A 15725-nucleotide genomic window follows, 5' to 3' on the forward strand; every position below is an offset into this window, starting at 1 on the left:
GTGTCGAATGCGCGCCTTCTGAGGGCCCACACCTGAGTCTCGCGCCCCGAAGCGAGACCGCGTCGGAGCCGTCCGCACCCAGCGGAACGCGCCCTTCCAGCACGCTGCCCCGCGGCCACCGCCGCGCCCGGCCGTGCCCGGACCCCGCTCGCAACACGTCCGATCGAAACGTCCGGACAGCCTCATCGGACGACTTCCCCGTGCCCGGCGGACACCGCGCCGCGCACTCGACAGTGACGGAAACCCTGTGATCACCACTACGGGCCTCACGAAGGTCTACCAGTCGCGCGGCCGTGAGGTCACCGCTCTGGACGGCGTCGACCTGCACGTCCGCGAGGGCGAGGTGTACGGCGTCATCGGGCAGAGCGGTGCCGGAAAATCGTCCCTCATCCGCTGCGTCAACCTCCTGGAACGCCCCACCTCCGGCACCGTGACCGTGGGCGGCCAGGACCTCACCGCCCTCGCGGGCCGTGGCCGCCGCGCCGGCAAGGAACTGCGCGACGCCCGCAGCCGCATCGGCATGGTCTTCCAGCACTTCAACCTGCTGGCCTCCCGCACCGTCCAGGGCAACGTCGAGCTCCCCCTGGAGATCCTCGGAGTCACCGGGCGCGAGCGCTCCCGCAAGGCCCTGGAACTCCTTGACCTGGTCGGCCTCGCCGACAAGGCCAAGGCCTACCCCGGCCAGCTCTCCGGCGGCCAGAAGCAGCGCGTCGGCATCGCCCGCGCACTCGCCGGCGACCCCAAGGTGCTGCTCTCCGACGAGGCGACCTCGGCGCTGGACCCCGAGACCACCCGCTCCATCCTCCAGCTGCTGCGCGACCTCAACCGGCAGCTCGGCCTGACCGTCCTGCTCATCACGCACGAGATGGACGTCGTCAAGACCGTCTGCGACTCCGCCGCGCTGATGCAGAAGGGGCGGATCGTCGAGTCCGGCACCGTCGGCGACCTGCTCGCCACCCCCGGCTCCGAACTCGCCCACGAGCTGTTCCCGGTCGGCGGCAGCGCCTCCGGCCCCGACGCCACGGTCGTCGACGTCACCTTCCACGGTGAGGCCGCCGCCCGCCCGGTGATCTCGCAGCTCTCCCGTACGTACAACATCGACATCTCGATCCTGGGCGCCGCGATGGACACCGTCGGCGGCAAGCAGATCGGCCGGATGCGCATCGAGCTGCCCGGCCGGTTCGAGGAGAACGTCGTGCCGATCGGCTTCCTGCGCGAGCAGGGCCTGCAGGCCGAGCTCGTCGAGGGTACGGAGACCGAACCCGTCAGCATCCCCGCACCGCTCACCAAGGAGGTGGCGAAGTGACCTGGTCCGAAATGCAGCCACTGCTGACACAGGGCACCGTCGACACCCTCTACATGGTCCTGTGGTCCGCCGTCGTCACGGTCCTGGTGGGACTGCCGCTCGGCGTCCTGCTCGTCCTCACCGACAAGGGCGGACTGCTGCAGAACACCCCGGTGAACAAGGTCATCGGCGTGATCGTGAACATCGGCCGCTCGCTGCCGTTCATCATCCTGCTGATCGCCCTGATCCCCTTCACCACCTGGGTCGTCGGTACGTTCATCGGCCCGACCGCGATGATCGTGCCGCTCGCCGTCGGCGCCATCCCCTTCTTCGCCCGGCTCGTCGAGACGGCGGTGCGCGAGGTCGACCACGGGCTCGTCGAAGCCGTCCAGTCCATGGGCGGATCCATCCCGACGATCGTCCGCAAGGTCCTCCTCCCGCAGGCCCTGCCCTCGCTCGTCTCCGGCGTCACCACCACCGTCATCGTGCTCATCGGCTACTCCGCGATGGCCGGCGCGGTCGGCGGCGAAGGGCTCGGCTCCAAGGCCGTCACCTACGGATTCCAGCGCTTCGACAACCAGTTCATGCTCATCACCGTCGCGCTGCTGATCGTCATCGTGACCGTGATCCAGCTGATCGGCGACGGAGCCGTACGCCTGCTGGCCCGCCGCGGCCGCACCACCTCCTGAGACTTCTCCTCCCCGAGCCCGCACTCCTTGTCCGGGCGCACCACCATCACCACCTGAAAGAGGCACTCTTCGTGCGTAAGAACATCAAGATCACCGCTGCCGCCGCCGCCACCGCCGCCCTCGCCTTCGGCCTCACCGCCTGCGGTACGGACTCCGACCCGGCGTCCAAGAGCGAGACCGGAGCCAAGGCCGACACCTCCAAGGCCCTCGTCGTCGCCGCGTCCCCGACGCCGCACGCCGACATCCTGAACTTCGTCAAGAAGAACCTGGCGAAGAAGGCCGGCCTCAACCTGGAGGTCAAGGAGTTCACGGACTACGTCCTGCCGAACACCGCGACCGAGACCGGCCAGGTCGACGCCAACTTCTTCCAGCACCAGCCCTACCTGGACGACTTCAACAAGAAGAACAACACCCACCTGGTCTCCGTCGGCACCGTGCACCTGGAGCCCCTCGGCCTCTACTCCAAGAAGGTCAAGGACCTCGGCGACATCAAGTCCGGCCAGACCATCGCCGTACCGAACGACACCACCAACGAGGGCCGCGCGCTCCAGCTCCTCGCCGAGAACGGTCTGATCACGCTCAAGGCCGGCGTCGGAACCAGCGCCAAGCTGAGCGACATCACCGACAAGAAGGGCCTGGAGTTCAAGGAGCTGGAGGCGGCGACCGTCCCCCGCGCCCTGAACGACGTGGACGCCGCCGTCATCAACGGCAACTACGCCATCGAGGCCAAGCTCAAGCCCGCCACGGACGCGCTGGTGCTGGAGAAGGCGGACGGCAACCCGTACGCCAACATCATCGCCGTGAAGAAGGGCAACGAGAAGGACGCCCGCGTCGAGAAGCTCGTGAAGCTCCTGCACTCCGACGAGGTCAAGAAGTTCATCGAGGACAGCTACCAGGGCTCCGTCATCCCCGCCTTCGGGACCGCAGCCAAGTCCTGACCCCGGCACGGCACTTGCCCGACGAGCCCCGCACCCCCCGTCCCGGGGGCGCGGGGCTCCGCCGTGCCGACCCGGCCATGCACAAGCTCCGCCCGATGCTGCATGCTGTGCCTTTACACGGTCTTCGGCATGGAGCTGCGCATGACTTCCACCTTTCCGGACATCTCCATCAGCACGGACCGGTTGGTGCTGCGCCCGTTCGACATGGCGGACATCCCCGCCTACATCGAGATGATGAACGACGAACTCGTCGTCGCCTGGACCGAGGCGCCCCACCCCTACACCCAGGTCGACGCCGAACGCTGGGTCCGCAGGATCGCTCCCGCACAGCGGACCAAGGGCGACGGCATCGTGCTGGCCGTCACCGAGTTCCTCACCCAGCGCCTCGTCGGCTCCGTACGGCTGCGCAACACCGACTGGCACACCCGCGCCACGGAGGCCGCCTACGTCACCGCCCCGTGGGCGCGCGGCGAGGGCTACGCCACCGAGTCCGTGCTCGCCCTGGCCCAGTGGCTCTTCCGCGACCAGGCCTTCGAGCGCATCGAGCTGCGCACCGCCGCCGACAACACCGCCTCCCAGCAGGTCGCCCAGAAGCTCGGCTGCATCAGCGAGGGAGTCCTGCGCAACGCCCGGATAGCCCGCTCACAGACCGAGGACGGAGGATGGACCGACATCAGGACCGACCTGATCGTCTGGGGCCTCCTCCCCGAGGACCTCGAAGGCGTCGCCGAACAGCTCGCCGACGCGGGCGGATACGGCACCTACAACGACTGGAACTGACCGGCACCGGGGCACCCGCGCCCCACCGGTCCGGACCCGGTAACCTCACTCTGCCCGCTCCAGGGCAACCAGCCCCACCTGCGACAACTCCAGGAGAATGACGACAGATGGCCGATCGGGTCACAGTGATCGGCTGGGACGGCTCGCCACTGACCAGAGCGGCCACGGCCGCGCTCTCGGCCGCCACCCTCGTCGCCGGAGCCGCACACCATCTCGCCCTGCCCGAGATCCCGCAGGCCGCGGAGCGGATCCGGCTCGGCTCCGTCGACCTGGCCGCCCGCCGCATCGCCGGCCACCGCGGCAGCGCCGTGGTCCTCGCCGACGGCGACCCCGGGTTCTTCGGCGTCGTCCGCACGCTGCGCGCGCCCGAGCACGGCCTCGAGGTCGAAGTGGTGCCCGCCGTCACCTCCGTCGCCACCGCCTTCGCCCGCGCCGGCATGCCGTGGGAGGACGCCCAGACGGTCGTCGCCCACCCCCGCACCCTGCGCCGCGCCGTGAACGTCTGCCGCGCCCACCACAAGGTCGCCGTCCTCACGTCGCCCGGGGCAGGACCCGCCGAACTCGCCCTGCTCCTCGAAGGCGTCCACCGCACGTTCGTCGTCTGCGAGGAACTCGGCACCGACCGCGAACAGGTCACCGTCGTCACCTCCGACGCGGCCGCCGACCACGTCTGGCGCGACCCCAACGTCGTCATCGTCATCGGCGGCGGCCCCGAACAGCGGGCCGAGGGAGCCTGGATCGCGGGCCGCCACCCCGCCTACCCCCAGGGCGTACGCGGCTGGGCACTGCCCGCCGACGCCTACCCCGGCACCGCGACGGACACCCGCGGCGAGAGCGGCGAGGGCGAGGGCCCCGGCCTCCGCGCCGCTCAACTCGCCCACCTCGGACCCCGCACCGGCGACCTGCTCTGGGACATCGGCTCCGGCAGCGGCGCCCTGGCCGTGGAGGCCGCCCGCTTCGGCGCGGCGGTCCTGGCCGTCGACAGCGACCCGGACGCCTGCGCCCGCACGACCGCGGCCGCGCGGGCCTTCGGGGTCCAGCTCCAGGTCGTCGAGGGCCGCGCACCCCATGTCCTGGAACGGCTGCCCGAACCCGACGTCGTACGGATCGGAGGCGGCGGCGTGCCCGTCGTCACCGCCGTCGCCGACCGCAGGCCCGAGCGGATCGTGACCCACGCGTCGACCCGGGACGAGGCCGAGGCACTGGGCGCCGCCCTCACCGAGAACGGCTACACGGTCGCCTGCTCGCTCCTCCAGTCCGTCGAACTCGACACGGCCGCATGGGCGGAGCGCGAACGCACGGTCGTCTTCCTGCTTTCCGCACTGCGTTCGGACCTTGCCCCCTGACCCGTCCCGCATACGGTGCGAGGTAGGCTGAACGATCGTTGCACCGCGCCCGGACGTTCGTCGCTTCGTTCGTCAATGTCCGGAAAAGGGGACCGTTTTGGCCCTCGTTGTGGTACGGCAGAACCGGGGGACGCGCGACGTGGCGCAGTCCACAGCGAGCCGTGGCGAAATGTCCTGCCGCGGCGGCGAACGAACGCGAGAATGCAGTATGTCCGCGACCGATTCGTGCCGCGCGGCGCGCCTGCTCGTTCCACTGGACGAGCACCGGTGTGCCGCGTCCGGGCGTCCCGGGCGAAGGGCCGAAGAAGCACTGACGATGGGCGAGGGGTACGCATGAGTGACACCGGCCAGATCCCGGGCGAGGGACTGCCGGAGAACGCAGGCATGGTGGAGCAGCCGGGCATCCCCGCCCCGGATGCCTACACCTTCCTCGATCCCTCCGAGCATGCGTCCGAGGACGACGACCTTCTGCTGATGCCCAGTTCCCAGGGCGCCTGGAGCGAGCCCCAGGCCGCCCCGGCTCCGCTGCCCGAGCAGGGCGGCGGATACCAGCCCGCCCCGCAGCCGCAGCACGCGATGCACGGCGAGGGCCTGCCGCAGGGGCAGTCCCAGGGCCCCGTCCAGTTCCAGGAGCAGCCGCCGGCGTACGCCATGCAGCAGGCCGCCGCCGAGCCGCTGCAGGAGACCGGCCAGGGCACCCACGAGTCCGGCGGCCGGGACTCCGGCCATGTCGATCTCGGCGGCGTGCGCATCCCGTCGCCCGTCCCCGCCCCGGCGCAGGCCCAGGTCCCGGTGGCGCAGACGCAGGCACCCGTGCGCCGCCCGCTGCACCGCGGCCCGGCCTCCGCCGACTCCGGCCCCTCCTACGGCGGTACGTCCGGCGGCGGCGTGGTCCGTTCGCTGGCCGACCGCGGCCCGGCGGGCGCTCCGCAGGCCCAGCCCCAGACGCGGACCGCCGTCCAGGCGCCCGCCCGGCACGCGGGCCCGGCCACCGCCGAACCCGAGTACTTCGAGATGCCGGCCGACGAGGTGGCCGCGCTCCCGGGCCCGCAGCTCGGCGAGATCCCGCCGCAGAGCGCGAACCAGTGGGCGGCCCAGGCCGCGGTCCCGGTCGTGGCCCAGGTGGCCGCCCCGGCGCCCGCACCCGCACCCGCAGAAACGGTCGTCCCGGAACCGGTCGCGGTCGAGTCAGTGGTGGAACCCGTGCCCGAGGCCGTGGCCGAGTTCGTGGCGGAGGCGCCGGCCGAGGAGCCCGCTCCCGTTCCGGTGATGGCCGAGGCCGCGCCCGCCGAGGCCGCGCCCGCCGAGGTCGTCGCTCCGGAGACCGTTGCTCCTGACGTCGTTGCTCTCGAGGCCGTCGCTGCTGAGACGGAGCCTGTGGCCGAGGCGGTGGCCGCCGCTGAAGCACCGGTCGCTGAAGCACCTGTCGTGGAAGCGCCCGTCGCCGAAGCACCTGTCGTGGAAGCACCCGTCGTGGTAGCGCCCGCAGTCGAAGAACCTAGGGCCGAGGCCGCCGTTCCCGAGGCAGCCGCCCCCGAGGCGGCACCGGTCGAAGCAGCAGCACCGGTCGAAGCAGCAGCACCGGCCGAGGAAGCAGTACCGGCCGAAGAAGAGCCCGCGCCCGTCGCACCCGTCGCGGCCGTGGAGCCGCCGGTGGCGGAGCAGCCGGTGGAGCCCGTTCCCGAAGGCGCATCGCTGGGCGGGTTCGTACCCGTGACGGACTCCCTGTCGATCGCCCCGCACCCGGCCCCGGCACCGGTGGCCGAGCAGCCGGTGGAGCCCACGGAGCCCACGGAGCCGGTGGCAACTGTCGAGGCAGCGCCCATCGAGGTGCCTTCGGCGTCCCTGGCCGAGTCCGAGCCCGAGGTGGGCCCCGAGGTCATCGAGACCCCGGACCTCACGGTCGGCCACCCCGAGGCAGTTGAGCGGACGGGTCCGGAGGCCGTACGGCCCGAGGCCGTTGCCGAACCCGTGACGGAGCCGGAGCCCGAGGCCCCGGTCGTCGGACTCGCCGAGGCCCCGGAGGCGGCCGAGGACGTGCCCGCCGCCACGCCGCCCGCCCCCGGCTACGACGACGCCGAGCGCGACGCCGTCCTGCGGGTCATGCGCGAGCGCCGCGACATCCGCAACGGCTTCCGTGCCGACCCCATCCCGCACGAGGTGCTCCTGCGCGTGCTGGAGGCCGCTCACACGGCGCCCAGCGTGGGACACTCGCAGCCCTGGGACTTCGTCGTCATCCGCTCCGCGGAGACCCGCCGCTCCATGCACGAACTGGCGCAGCGCCAGCGCGAGGCCTACGCGAAGTCGCTCCCCAAGGCGCGGGCGAAGCAGTTCAAGGAACTGAAGATCGAGGCGATCGTCGACACCCCGGTCAACATCGTCGTCACGGCGGACCCCACCCGCGGCGGCCGCCACACTCTCGGCCGGCACACCCAGCCGCAGATGGCCCCGTACTCCTCGGCGCTCGCCGTCGAGAACCTGTGGCTCGCGGCCCGAGCCGAAGGACTCGGCGTCGGCTGGGTCAGCTTCTTCGACGAGCGCGAGATGGTCCGTGCCCTGGGACTGCCCGAGCACCTCGAAGTGGTCGCGTACCTCTGTGTCGGCTACGTCGACGAGTTCCCGGAGGAGCCCGAGCTGATGCAGGCGGGCTGGTCCAAGCGGCGCCCGCTGTCGTGGGTCGTCCACGAGGAGACGTACGGCCGCCGCGCCCTGCCCGGCGAGGAGCCGCACAACCTGCTCCAGGAGACCATCTCCAGCATCCGGCCGCTGGACGCCAAGGCACTCGGCGAGGCATGGGAGCGCCAGAAGCGGATGACCAAGCCCGCCGGCGCGCTCGGCATGCTGGAGATCATCTCGGCCCAGCTCTCCGGGCTCTCCCGGATGTGCCCGCCGCCGATCCCGGAGCCCGCGGCCGTCGCGATCTTCGCGGGCGACCACGGAGTCCACGCCCAGGGCGTCACGGCCTGGCCGCAGGAGGTCACCGGCCAGATGGTCGCCAACTTCCTCGGCGGCGGCGCGGTCTGCAACGCCTTCGCGGCCCAGGTCGGCGCCGAGGTGTGCGTGGTCGACGTCGGCGTGGCCTCGGAGCTGCCCGCGACGCCCGGCCTGCTGCCGCGCAAGGTGCGCGCGGGCACGGCCGACTTCACGACCGGCCCCGCGCTCACCCGCGAGGAGGTGCTCGCCGCGATCGAGGTCGGCATCGAGACCGCCCGCGACCTGGTCGCCGCAGGCAACAAGGGCCTGCTCACCGGCGAGATGGGCATCGCCAACACCACGGCTTCGGCCGCCCTGATCTGCGTGTACACGGGGATGGACCCGGCCGAGGTGACCGGTCGCGGCACCGGCATCAACGACGAGATGCACGCCCGCAAGGTCGACGTGGTGCGCCGCGCCCTCGACCTGCACCAGCCGGACCCGGCCGACCCGATCGGCGTGCTGGCCGCCGTCGGCGGTCTGGAGCACGCCGCGATGGCCGGGTTCCTGCTCGGCGGCGCGTCGCTCCGCACCCCGGTCATCCTCGACGGCGTGAGCGCGGGGGCCGCGGCCCTGGTCGCCCGGGCCATCGCACCGGAGGCCCTGGCCGCCTGCATCGCGGGCCACCGCAGTGCCGAGCCCGGCCATGTCGCCGCGCTCAACAAGCTGGGGCTGCGCCCGCTGGTCGACCTCGACCTCCGGCTCGGCGAGGGCACGGGTGCGCTGCTGGCCCTGCCGATCGTGCAGAGCGCGGCGCGCGCGATGCACGAGGTGGCGACGTTCGACTCGGCGGGCGTCACGGAGAAGTAGCGCAGCCGCGGGGGTCTCGGGGGCGCTGCCCCCGGACCCCCGCTCCTCAACCGCCGGAGGGGCCTGATCCTGCCCGTCCGGCTTGACCGCGCGCGCGGGCGGAGCCCCGCTCGGCCCCGCGCGCCACCCCGTATCGTGAACACCGCACGTCACAGCCGCTCCACCGCCGCAGCGGCCGCAGCCCCCGCATCGCACGAGGAGCCCGCACCGCCATGGCCGAGCACGCCGATCACCCCGCCTACCCCGTCGGACTGCGCCTCAGCGGGCGCCGCGTAGTCGTCGTCGGCGGCGGCCAGGTCGCGCAGCGCCGCCTCCCCGCCCTCATCGCGGCCGGCGCCGACATCGTCCTCGTCTCGCCGTCCGCCACCCCGTCCGTCGAGGCGATGGCCGACGCCGGCGAGATCCGCTGGGAGCGCCGCCCGTACGCCGACGGGGACCTGGCCGACACCTGGTACGCCCTCGTCGCGTCCGACGACACCGCGGCCAACGCCGCCGCCTCCGCCGAGGCCGAGCGCACCCGCACCTGGTGCGTCCGCAGCGACAACGCGGACGCCGCCACCGCCCTGACCCCCGCCACCGGCCGCAGCGAGGGCGTGACCGTCGCCGTGCTCACCACCGACACCCACGGCCGGGACCCGCGCCACTCCGCCGCCGTCCGCGACGCCATCGTCGAGGGCCTGCGCGACGGCACCCTCGCCGCCCCCCACCACCGCACCAGGGCCCCCGGCGTCTCCCTGGTCGGCGGCGGCCCCGGCGACCCCGACCTGATCACCGTCCGCGGCCGCCGCCTCCTCGCCGAGGCCGACGTCGTCATCGCGGACCGGCTCGGCCCGCGCGACCTGCTGGACGAACTGCCGCCGCACGTCGAGGTGATCGACGCCGCGAAGATCCCGTACGGCCGCTACATGGCGCAGGAGGCGATCAACAACGCGCTGATCGAGCACGCCAAGGCGGGCAAGGCCGTCGTGCGGCTCAAGGGCGGCGACCCGTTCGTCTTCGGGCGCGGCATGGAGGAGGCGCAGGCGCTCGCCGCCGAGGGCATCGCGTGCACCGTCGTGCCCGGCATCTCCAGCTCGATCTCGGTTCCCGGCGCGGCCGGCATCCCCGTCACCCACCGCGGTGTCGCCCACGAGTTCACCGTGGTCAGCGGTCATGTCGCCCCCGACGACGAGCGATCCCTGGTCGACTGGGAGGCGCTCGCCCGGCTGCGCGGCACCCTGGTGCTCCTGATGGCCGTCGACAAGATCGGCGCCATCGCCCGTACGCTCATCGCGCACGGCAGGTCCCCCGAGACCCCCGTCGCCCTGGTCCAGGAAGGGACCACGGCCGCCCAGCGCCGCGTCGACGCGACGCTCGCCACGGTCGCCGAACGGGCCGTGGCCGAGGACGTCCGCCCGCCCGCCGTCATCGTCATCGGCGACGTCGTCGCGGTCGGCCCCGGGGCCGTCGCGCGAACCACCGAGTAACCAGCGGTAACGGATCTTCCTCCAGACCGTTGGCACCACACACCGGACAAGGCAGTATCAACCTGTGGCTGATCTCATCACCGTCGACGACCCCGACGACCCCCGCCTGAGCGACTACATCGGACTGACCGACGTCGAACTGCGGCGCAGGCGCGAGCCCGCCGAGGGCCTCTTCATCGCCGAGGGGGAGAAGGTGATCAGACGCGCCCGGCACGCCGGGTACGAGATGCGCTCCATGCTGCTCTCGGCGAAGTGGGTCGACCTGATGCGCGACGTCATCGACGAGGTCCCGGCGCCCGTGTACGCGGTCAGCCCCGAGCTCGCCGAACGCGTCACCGGCTACCACGTCCACCGCGGCGCCCTCGCCTCCATGCAGCGCAAGCCGCTGCCGACCGCCGACGAACTGCTCCGCATCACCCGCCGTGTGGTCGTCATGGAGGCGGTCAACGACCACACCAACATCGGCGCGATCTTCCGCAGCGCCGCCGCCCTCGGCATGGACGCCGTGTTCCTCTCCCCGGACTGCGCGGACCCGCTGTACCGGCGCTCGGTCAAGGTCTCGATGGGCGCCGTCTTCTCCGTGCCCTACGCCCGCCTCGACACCTGGCCCAAGGCGCTGGAGACCGTACGGGAAGCCGGTTTCAAGCTCCTCGCGCTCACCCCGGACGAGAAGGCCAGCAGCATCGAGGAGGCCGCCCCGCACCGGATGGACCAGGTCGCCCTGATGCTCGGAGCCGAGGGCGACGGACTGTCCACGCAGGCCCTCGTCGCCGCCGACGAATGGGTACGCATCCCGATGGCCCACGGCGTCGACTCGCTGAACGTCGGCGCGGCCGCAGCGGTCGCCTTCTACGCGGTCGCCACCGGCCGCCCGGAGAACTGAGCCCCCCGAGCCGATCCGGGGCGAGCGGCCTACCGCTCGCTCTGCTCCTGGTGCTGGCCCGCGCCCAGACCGCGGGCCGGTCCCTGGCAGCCCTGGGCCGCCGCGATCCCCAGCGCCACCAGCAGCGTCACCACGACGAAGACCACCAGCCGCTGCCGCAGCAGCCGCGGATTGGCAGGACGCCGGCCGGTCGAGGTCGTGCGGGGGCCGGGCCGCGTGCCCGGCCTGCCGTTCGTCCCGGCCGAGCCCTGGGACCGCTTCCCCGGACGCGTCGTGCTGCGCGGCGGCTGCTGCGCGGGGCGCGAACCACCGGTGCGCGGGGCCGCCGGACGGGGTGAAGCCGTCTGCCGGTTCTGCGGACGCGACGCCGGCCCCGGACCGGCGGCGCGACGCGTCTGCTGCTCGGTGTACGGGCCGTCGAGACGGCCGGTCGGGCGGTCCGCCTCCTGCGGCGAGCGCTGCGCCGGCGGCCGGCTCTCGTGCAGCCCCTGCGCCTCCCGCGCCGCGATCTCCTTGAGCCGCATGGAGAGTTGCAGGGTGCTGGGCCGCTCCTCCGGGTCCTTCGCCAGGCAGGCGCTCACCAGCGGTGCGAGCGCGTCGTGCACGTCGTACAGCTGAGGCTCCTCGTGCACCACGCGGTACAGCATCACCTCGGAACTGCCGTGCCCGAAAGGCGAGTCGGCCATCGCCGCGTAGGCCAGCGTGGCCCCGAGGGAGAAGACGTCCGTCGCCGGCGTCACGGCCGCGCCCCGCACCTGCTCCGGCGCGAGGAAGCCGGGCGAACCCACCGCCGTGCCGACGTGCGTGAGCGTGGACGCACCGGTCGCCCAGGCGATTCCGAAGTCGATGATCCGCGGGCCCTTGGGGGACAGCAGGATGTTCGACGGCTTCAGGTCACGGTGGACGACACCGGCCTCGTGCACCGCCACCAGGCCCTCGGAGAGCGCCGCCCCGATCGAGGCCACCTCGGCCGCCGACAGCGGACCCTCCTCGGCCACCTTGTCGTGCAGCGACGGCCCCGGTACGTACTGCGTCGCGAACCACGGACGGTCCGCCTCCAGGTCGGCGGCGACCAGCCGGGCCGTACAGCCGCCGCGGATCCGCCGGGCCGCGGACACCTCGCGCGCGAACCGCGAGCGGAACTCCTGATCCTCCGCCAGGTCGGGCCGGATCACCTTCAGCGCGACCCGCTGGCCCCGCCGGTCCGAACCCAGGTACACGACACCCATGCCGCCCGCCCCGAGCCGCCGGTGCAGTCTGAACGAGCCGACGACACGCGGGTCCTCGCGCCGGAGCCGCATCATCGCCATGTCTGCCCATCCCCGCTGCCTGGTCCGCCTGACGAGGCACAGCTTACGTACCCGCCGCCCGGGGCGCTCAGAGGCCGCGCCCTCGCCGGAGATTCGATTGTCAGTGCCGGGTGGGAAACTTGAGGAGTGGTCAGGGAGCCGCGGATCCACGCTCCCCGGCCCGTGCGAGATCTCAAAGGTCCGTCGCAGAAGGGGGATTGGATCAATGAAGGGCGATCGAGTCGAGATAGTCGTGGACGCCGGGGACACCACCCGGACCTACGAAGTGGTGGCCTCCAGAGCAGGGCGCAGGGTGGAGACCGCGGTCCGCCGAGGGGTGGTCGAAGTGAGTGAAGTCACGCGGAGCGGGTCCGTGGTGCGCACCGCCCGCTTCATGGCGACCAGGGTGCTCGCCCTGGTCGAACAGCCGGTCCCCAGGGAGGACGCCTCCGAGCGTCCCCTCCGGGATGACCCCAACGCCGGGTAGCCCCGTCTCCACCCAGGGGAGTACGCCGGCTACCCACGGCTCATCCTCCGGGAGGCCCGGCATTCGGTACGCGGGCATGACGCCGCCCGTCTCCCGGATCCCTAATGTTGAAGTCAAGCGGCGGGCGTCGCACTCGTCCCCCGAGGTCAAACGCCCGCCGCTCCACATCAGGTCAGGAGAGGAACCATGGCGGACACGGCAGCGCGGACAGCGATCCGCACGCAGGGACGTAAGGCATACGCCTCGTTCGGCAGCCGCCCGTCGTCCGGCAAGCGTCACCCACTGGTGGCGACGGCCATGGTTCTTCCTCTGGCGGCCCTGCTCGCAGTCGTCTTCGGCGGCTGGGAAGCGGTGGTCACACAGGCGTCGTCCGTGGGCGTGATGCTGGGGCGCTGAGCGGCGCCCCGGGTCCGGAAGAGCGGTCCGGACCGGGACATCCGGCCAACAACCCCGTGGGGACGGGGGTGCGGCGGACGGCAGCGTTTGTCCGGTCAGCTGGGGAGCTGACCGGACATCGCGCTGTCCGGGGCCGGTACGGACACCGGCGTACCCCGTCCACCGGCCGTCCGGTCCGATCCGCGTACGCTCTGCGGCGGGTACGGCGCCGGCCGGGCCCGCCGATCCTGTGCCACCGGGGGAGTACGTGACCACCGCACTCGTCACCGCGCTGGGCGCCCTCGCCCACGAGGCAGTCCACGCGGGAGCCCACCGGGCGGACCGCGAAGCGGCCCGTGCCGGTGCGGGGGAGCGCTGCGGATGCCCGCCGCCGGCCGTCCTCGCGGACCGGGCGGACGGCACGGTGGTCCGGTGCGGCGGCGTCGTCGCCAAGGCCCACGCCCCCGGCACGGACACCGCCGCCCTGCGCGCACGCCTCCGGCTGGCCGCGGACCCCGGCCTCACCGGCATCCTGCTCGCCCCCCTGCCGGCAAGGCCCGCCGAGGACCCCATGCCGGAGCCCGGCGCGGCCGGCCCCGCCTCGCCTTTCCTCACCGAGCTGCACGGCCGCCCGGTGACCCTGTGGCCCCACGGGCAGCCCGTGGACCCGGACGACCCGGACCGGGCGCCGTGGGAGGAGGCCGCCACGCTCCTGGCACGCCTCCACCGCACCAGGAGCCGGCACCCCGCACCGGCCGCGTCACCCGCCCTGCCCGCCATGAGGGGCCCGGCCAAGGCCGCGCTCGCCGTCGCCCGGATGTGTGCGGCCCGGCCCGGCGATCCGGCCGCGGCTCCCGTCCTCGCGGCCTGGCGCGGGCTGCCCGGCTGGGCGCGGGACGAGGCACCGGCTCCCGCGCACGCCGTCTGCCACGGCGATCTGCACCTGGGGCAGCTCGTGCGGCACCCGGGCGCGGACGGTGCGTGGCTGCTGATCGACGTCGACGACGCGGGGCTCGGCGACCCCGCGTGGGATCTCGCGCGGCCCGCCGCCTGGTACGCGGCCGGGCTGCTGCCGCCCGAGGTCTGGTTCCGCTTCCTGTCCGCCTACCGGGCCGCGGGCGGTCCCGCGGTACGTGCCGACGGCGACCCGTGGCCCGGACTGGACGTGGCCGCCCGGGCCCTCACCGTGCAGACCGCGGCACTCGCCCTCGCCAAGTCCGCTGCGGAGCACAGGGCTCCGGATGAGGTGGAACAGGTGATGATCGACGCCTGTGCCCGAATTGCCTCTCTCCCGCCCGAGTTGACCGCCGAACACTCGTCGTAGGGTGAACCGACCGCCGCCGGGCATGCATTCCGGCGACGGCTAACCGACGGCGAGGAGTGAGCCCGAAGATGCAGTGTCCCAAGTGCCACGCACAGATGCACACGTACAACCGCAACGGCATTCAGATCGAGCAGTGCAGCGGCTGCCGGGGGATATTCCTGGACTACGGCGAGCTGGAGTCCCTGACCCGCATGGAGTCGCAGTGGAACCAGCAGGCTCCGCCCGCGCCGCCCGCCCCGCAGGCCTACCCGGCCGCGCCGGCGCCCGCCTGGGGCGCCCCTCAGCATCACGGCGGGCACCACGGCGGCCATTACCGCCAGAAGAGCTTCGGCCGCATGCTCTTCTCGTCCTGACCCGCTCGCCGTACCGCGGCCCGGACGGACCCCGTCCGGGCCGCGGTACGGACACGGCCGTCGGGCCGGTCGCGACGAGCCCGGACACGACGAAGCCCCGGTCGTCGAGACGACCGGGGCTTCGGACGGTGCGCGATACTGGGATTGAACCAGTGACCTCTTCCGTGTCAGGGAAGCGCTCTCCCGCTGAGCTAATCGCGCAGGGTGACCCTGCGTGTACTGCGTGCGCGATACTGGGATTGAACCAGTGACCTCTTCCGTGTCAGGGAAGCGCTCTCCCGCTGAGCTAATCGCGCGGGGATCCTTGCGGACCGGTGGACGATACTGGGATTGAACCAGTGACCCCTTCCGTGTCAGGGAAGTGCTCTCCCGCTGAGCTAATCGTCCTTGGAGGTGGAGACGGGATTTGAACCCGTGTAGACGGCTTTGCAGGCCGTTGCCTCGCCTCTCGGCCACTCCACCAGGGGTGGGAGTTCGGGAAGATCCCCCACCTTCTGCGAGCGGACGACCAGGTTCGAACTGGCGACCTCAACCTTGGCAAGGTTGCGCTCTACCAACTGAGCTACGTCCGCTTGTCGGTTCCGGTTCACTTGCGCGTCCCGGCGACGTGTTGAACTCTAGCGGATTCCGGGGCCAGTACAAAAACGCGTTTGTGCAGCGTGCGCAGGTGCGCTCAGCCCGGCGCAGGTCACCGCGGGCCGTCCTAGACTCACCGACGTGCACGACC

At 72.6% G+C, this 15725-nt stretch carries 13 protein-coding genes and 5 tRNA genes; 12 read left to right on the plus strand and 6 right to left on the minus strand.

All coding sequences use genetic code 11. The annotated features are described in order from the left end of the window. Window positions 1-247 precede the first annotated feature (247 nt). The 8 genes from OG521_32410 to OG521_32445 all read left to right on the plus strand — a co-directional run bounded on the left by OG521_32410 (window position 248) and on the right by OG521_32445 (window position 11170). Window positions 248-1306 (plus strand): ATP-binding cassette domain-containing protein, encoded by a 1059-nt coding sequence (locus OG521_32410; protein WUW25211.1) that lies wholly within the window; start codon window positions 248-250, stop codon window positions 1304-1306. Further along, entirely contained in the window at window positions 1303-1974 is a 672-nt protein-coding gene (locus tag OG521_32415) for an ABC transporter permease (GenBank protein WUW25212.1), read from the plus strand. Before OG521_32410 ends, OG521_32415 begins: the two co-directional genes overlap by 4 nt. A gap of 71 nt (window positions 1975-2045) precedes the next feature. Continuing rightward, window positions 2046-2912, plus strand: a complete 867-nt coding sequence (locus OG521_32420) for a MetQ/NlpA family ABC transporter substrate-binding protein (protein WUW25213.1) — start codon at window positions 2046-2048, stop codon at window positions 2910-2912. A 102-nt stretch (window positions 2913-3014) separates the two neighbouring features. After that, window positions 3015-3692: a GNAT family N-acetyltransferase gene (locus tag OG521_32425; GenBank protein ID WUW25214.1), complete on the plus strand. Its 678-nt coding sequence runs from the start codon at window positions 3015-3017 to the stop codon at window positions 3690-3692. A gap of 107 nt (window positions 3693-3799) precedes the next feature. Continuing rightward, entirely contained in the window at window positions 3800-5038 is a 1239-nt protein-coding gene (cbiE, locus tag OG521_32430) for a precorrin-6y C5,15-methyltransferase (decarboxylating) subunit CbiE (GenBank protein ID WUW25215.1), read from the plus strand. Window positions 5039-5371: 333 nt separating this feature from the next. Then, a complete protein-coding gene (cobT, locus tag OG521_32435; GenBank protein ID WUW25216.1) occupies window positions 5372-8821 on the plus strand; it encodes a nicotinate-nucleotide--dimethylbenzimidazole phosphoribosyltransferase in 3450 nt (1149 codons plus the stop codon). Window positions 8822-9033: 212 nt separating this feature from the next. Next, window positions 9034-10287: a uroporphyrinogen-III C-methyltransferase gene (cobA, locus tag OG521_32440; GenBank protein ID WUW25217.1), complete on the plus strand. Its 1254-nt coding sequence runs from the start codon at window positions 9034-9036 to the stop codon at window positions 10285-10287. A 64-nt stretch (window positions 10288-10351) separates the two neighbouring features. Then, window positions 10352-11170, plus strand: coding sequence for an RNA methyltransferase (locus OG521_32445; GenBank protein WUW25218.1), 819 nt, complete (start codon window positions 10352-10354; stop codon window positions 11168-11170). A 29-nt stretch (window positions 11171-11199) separates the two neighbouring features. Here OG521_32445 and OG521_32450 read toward each other — a convergent pair whose 3' ends face one another. Continuing rightward, complete coding sequence (locus OG521_32450; protein ID WUW25219.1) at window positions 11200-12480, minus strand: protein kinase; 1281 nt, start codon at window positions 12478-12480, stop codon at window positions 11200-11202. A 205-nt stretch (window positions 12481-12685) separates the two neighbouring features. Between OG521_32450 and OG521_32455 the strand changes: the two genes are divergently transcribed. The 4 genes from OG521_32455 to OG521_32470 all read left to right on the plus strand — a co-directional run bounded on the left by OG521_32455 (window position 12686) and on the right by OG521_32470 (window position 14998). Then, window positions 12686-12946 carry a hypothetical protein gene (locus OG521_32455; GenBank protein WUW25220.1) on the plus strand — a complete coding sequence of 87 codons (261 nt, stop codon included), beginning with the start codon at window positions 12686-12688 and terminating at the stop codon, window positions 12944-12946. 186 nt (window positions 12947-13132) lie between these two features. Beyond that, window positions 13133-13342, plus strand: coding sequence for a hypothetical protein (locus tag OG521_32460; protein ID WUW25221.1), 210 nt, complete (start codon window positions 13133-13135; stop codon window positions 13340-13342). A gap of 247 nt (window positions 13343-13589) precedes the next feature. After that, window positions 13590-14645 (plus strand): aminoglycoside phosphotransferase family protein, encoded by a 1056-nt coding sequence (locus OG521_32465; protein ID WUW25222.1) that lies wholly within the window; start codon window positions 13590-13592, stop codon window positions 14643-14645. Window positions 14646-14713: 68 nt separating this feature from the next. After that, window positions 14714-14998, plus strand: a complete 285-nt coding sequence (locus OG521_32470; protein WUW25223.1) for a zf-TFIIB domain-containing protein — start codon at window positions 14714-14716, stop codon at window positions 14996-14998. A 129-nt stretch (window positions 14999-15127) separates the two neighbouring features. Here OG521_32470 and OG521_32475 read toward each other — a convergent pair. From OG521_32475 to OG521_32495, 5 genes are all read right to left on the minus strand, one after another. Further along, window positions 15128-15199: transfer RNA gene (locus tag OG521_32475), tRNA-Val, on the minus strand. Between the two features lie 23 nt (window positions 15200-15222). Beyond that, window positions 15223-15294, minus strand: a tRNA-Val gene (locus OG521_32480). A gap of 19 nt (window positions 15295-15313) precedes the next feature. After that, window positions 15314-15385: transfer RNA gene (locus OG521_32485), tRNA-Val, on the minus strand. A gap of 1 nt (window position 15386) precedes the next feature. Continuing rightward, window positions 15387-15460, minus strand: a tRNA-Cys gene (locus OG521_32490). 37 nt (window positions 15461-15497) lie between these two features. Further along, window positions 15498-15570: transfer RNA gene (locus OG521_32495), tRNA-Gly, on the minus strand. Window positions 15571-15725: the final 155 nt, after the last annotated feature.

Source organism: Streptomyces sp. NBC_01463 (assembly GCA_036227345.1).
Lineage (GTDB): Bacteria > Actinomycetota > Actinomycetes > Streptomycetales > Streptomycetaceae > Streptomyces.

Excerpts from the sequence above, each read along its gene's own strand:
- OG521_32460 (WUW25221.1), top strand. The coding sequence starts at position 13,133 with ATGGCGGACACGGCAGCGCGGACAGCGATCCGCACGCAGGGACGTAAG.
- OG521_32455 (WUW25220.1), top strand. The coding sequence starts at position 12,686 with ATGAAGGGCGATCGAGTCGAGATAGTCGTGGACGCCGGGGACACCACC.
- OG521_32470 (WUW25223.1), top strand. The coding sequence starts at position 14,714 with ATGCAGTGTCCCAAGTGCCACGCACAGATGCACACGTACAACCGCAAC.
- cobT (WUW25216.1), top strand. The coding sequence starts at position 5,372 with ATGAGTGACACCGGCCAGATCCCGGGCGAGGGACTGCCGGAGAACGCA.
- cbiE (WUW25215.1), top strand. The coding sequence starts at position 3,800 with ATGGCCGATCGGGTCACAGTGATCGGCTGGGACGGCTCGCCACTGACC.
- OG521_32450 (WUW25219.1), bottom strand. The coding sequence starts at position 12,480 with ATGGCGATGATGCGGCTCCGGCGCGAGGACCCGCGTGTCGTCGGCTCG.
- OG521_32425 (WUW25214.1), top strand. The coding sequence starts at position 3,015 with ATGCTGTGCCTTTACACGGTCTTCGGCATGGAGCTGCGCATGACTTCC.
- cobA (WUW25217.1), top strand. The coding sequence starts at position 9,034 with ATGGCCGAGCACGCCGATCACCCCGCCTACCCCGTCGGACTGCGCCTC.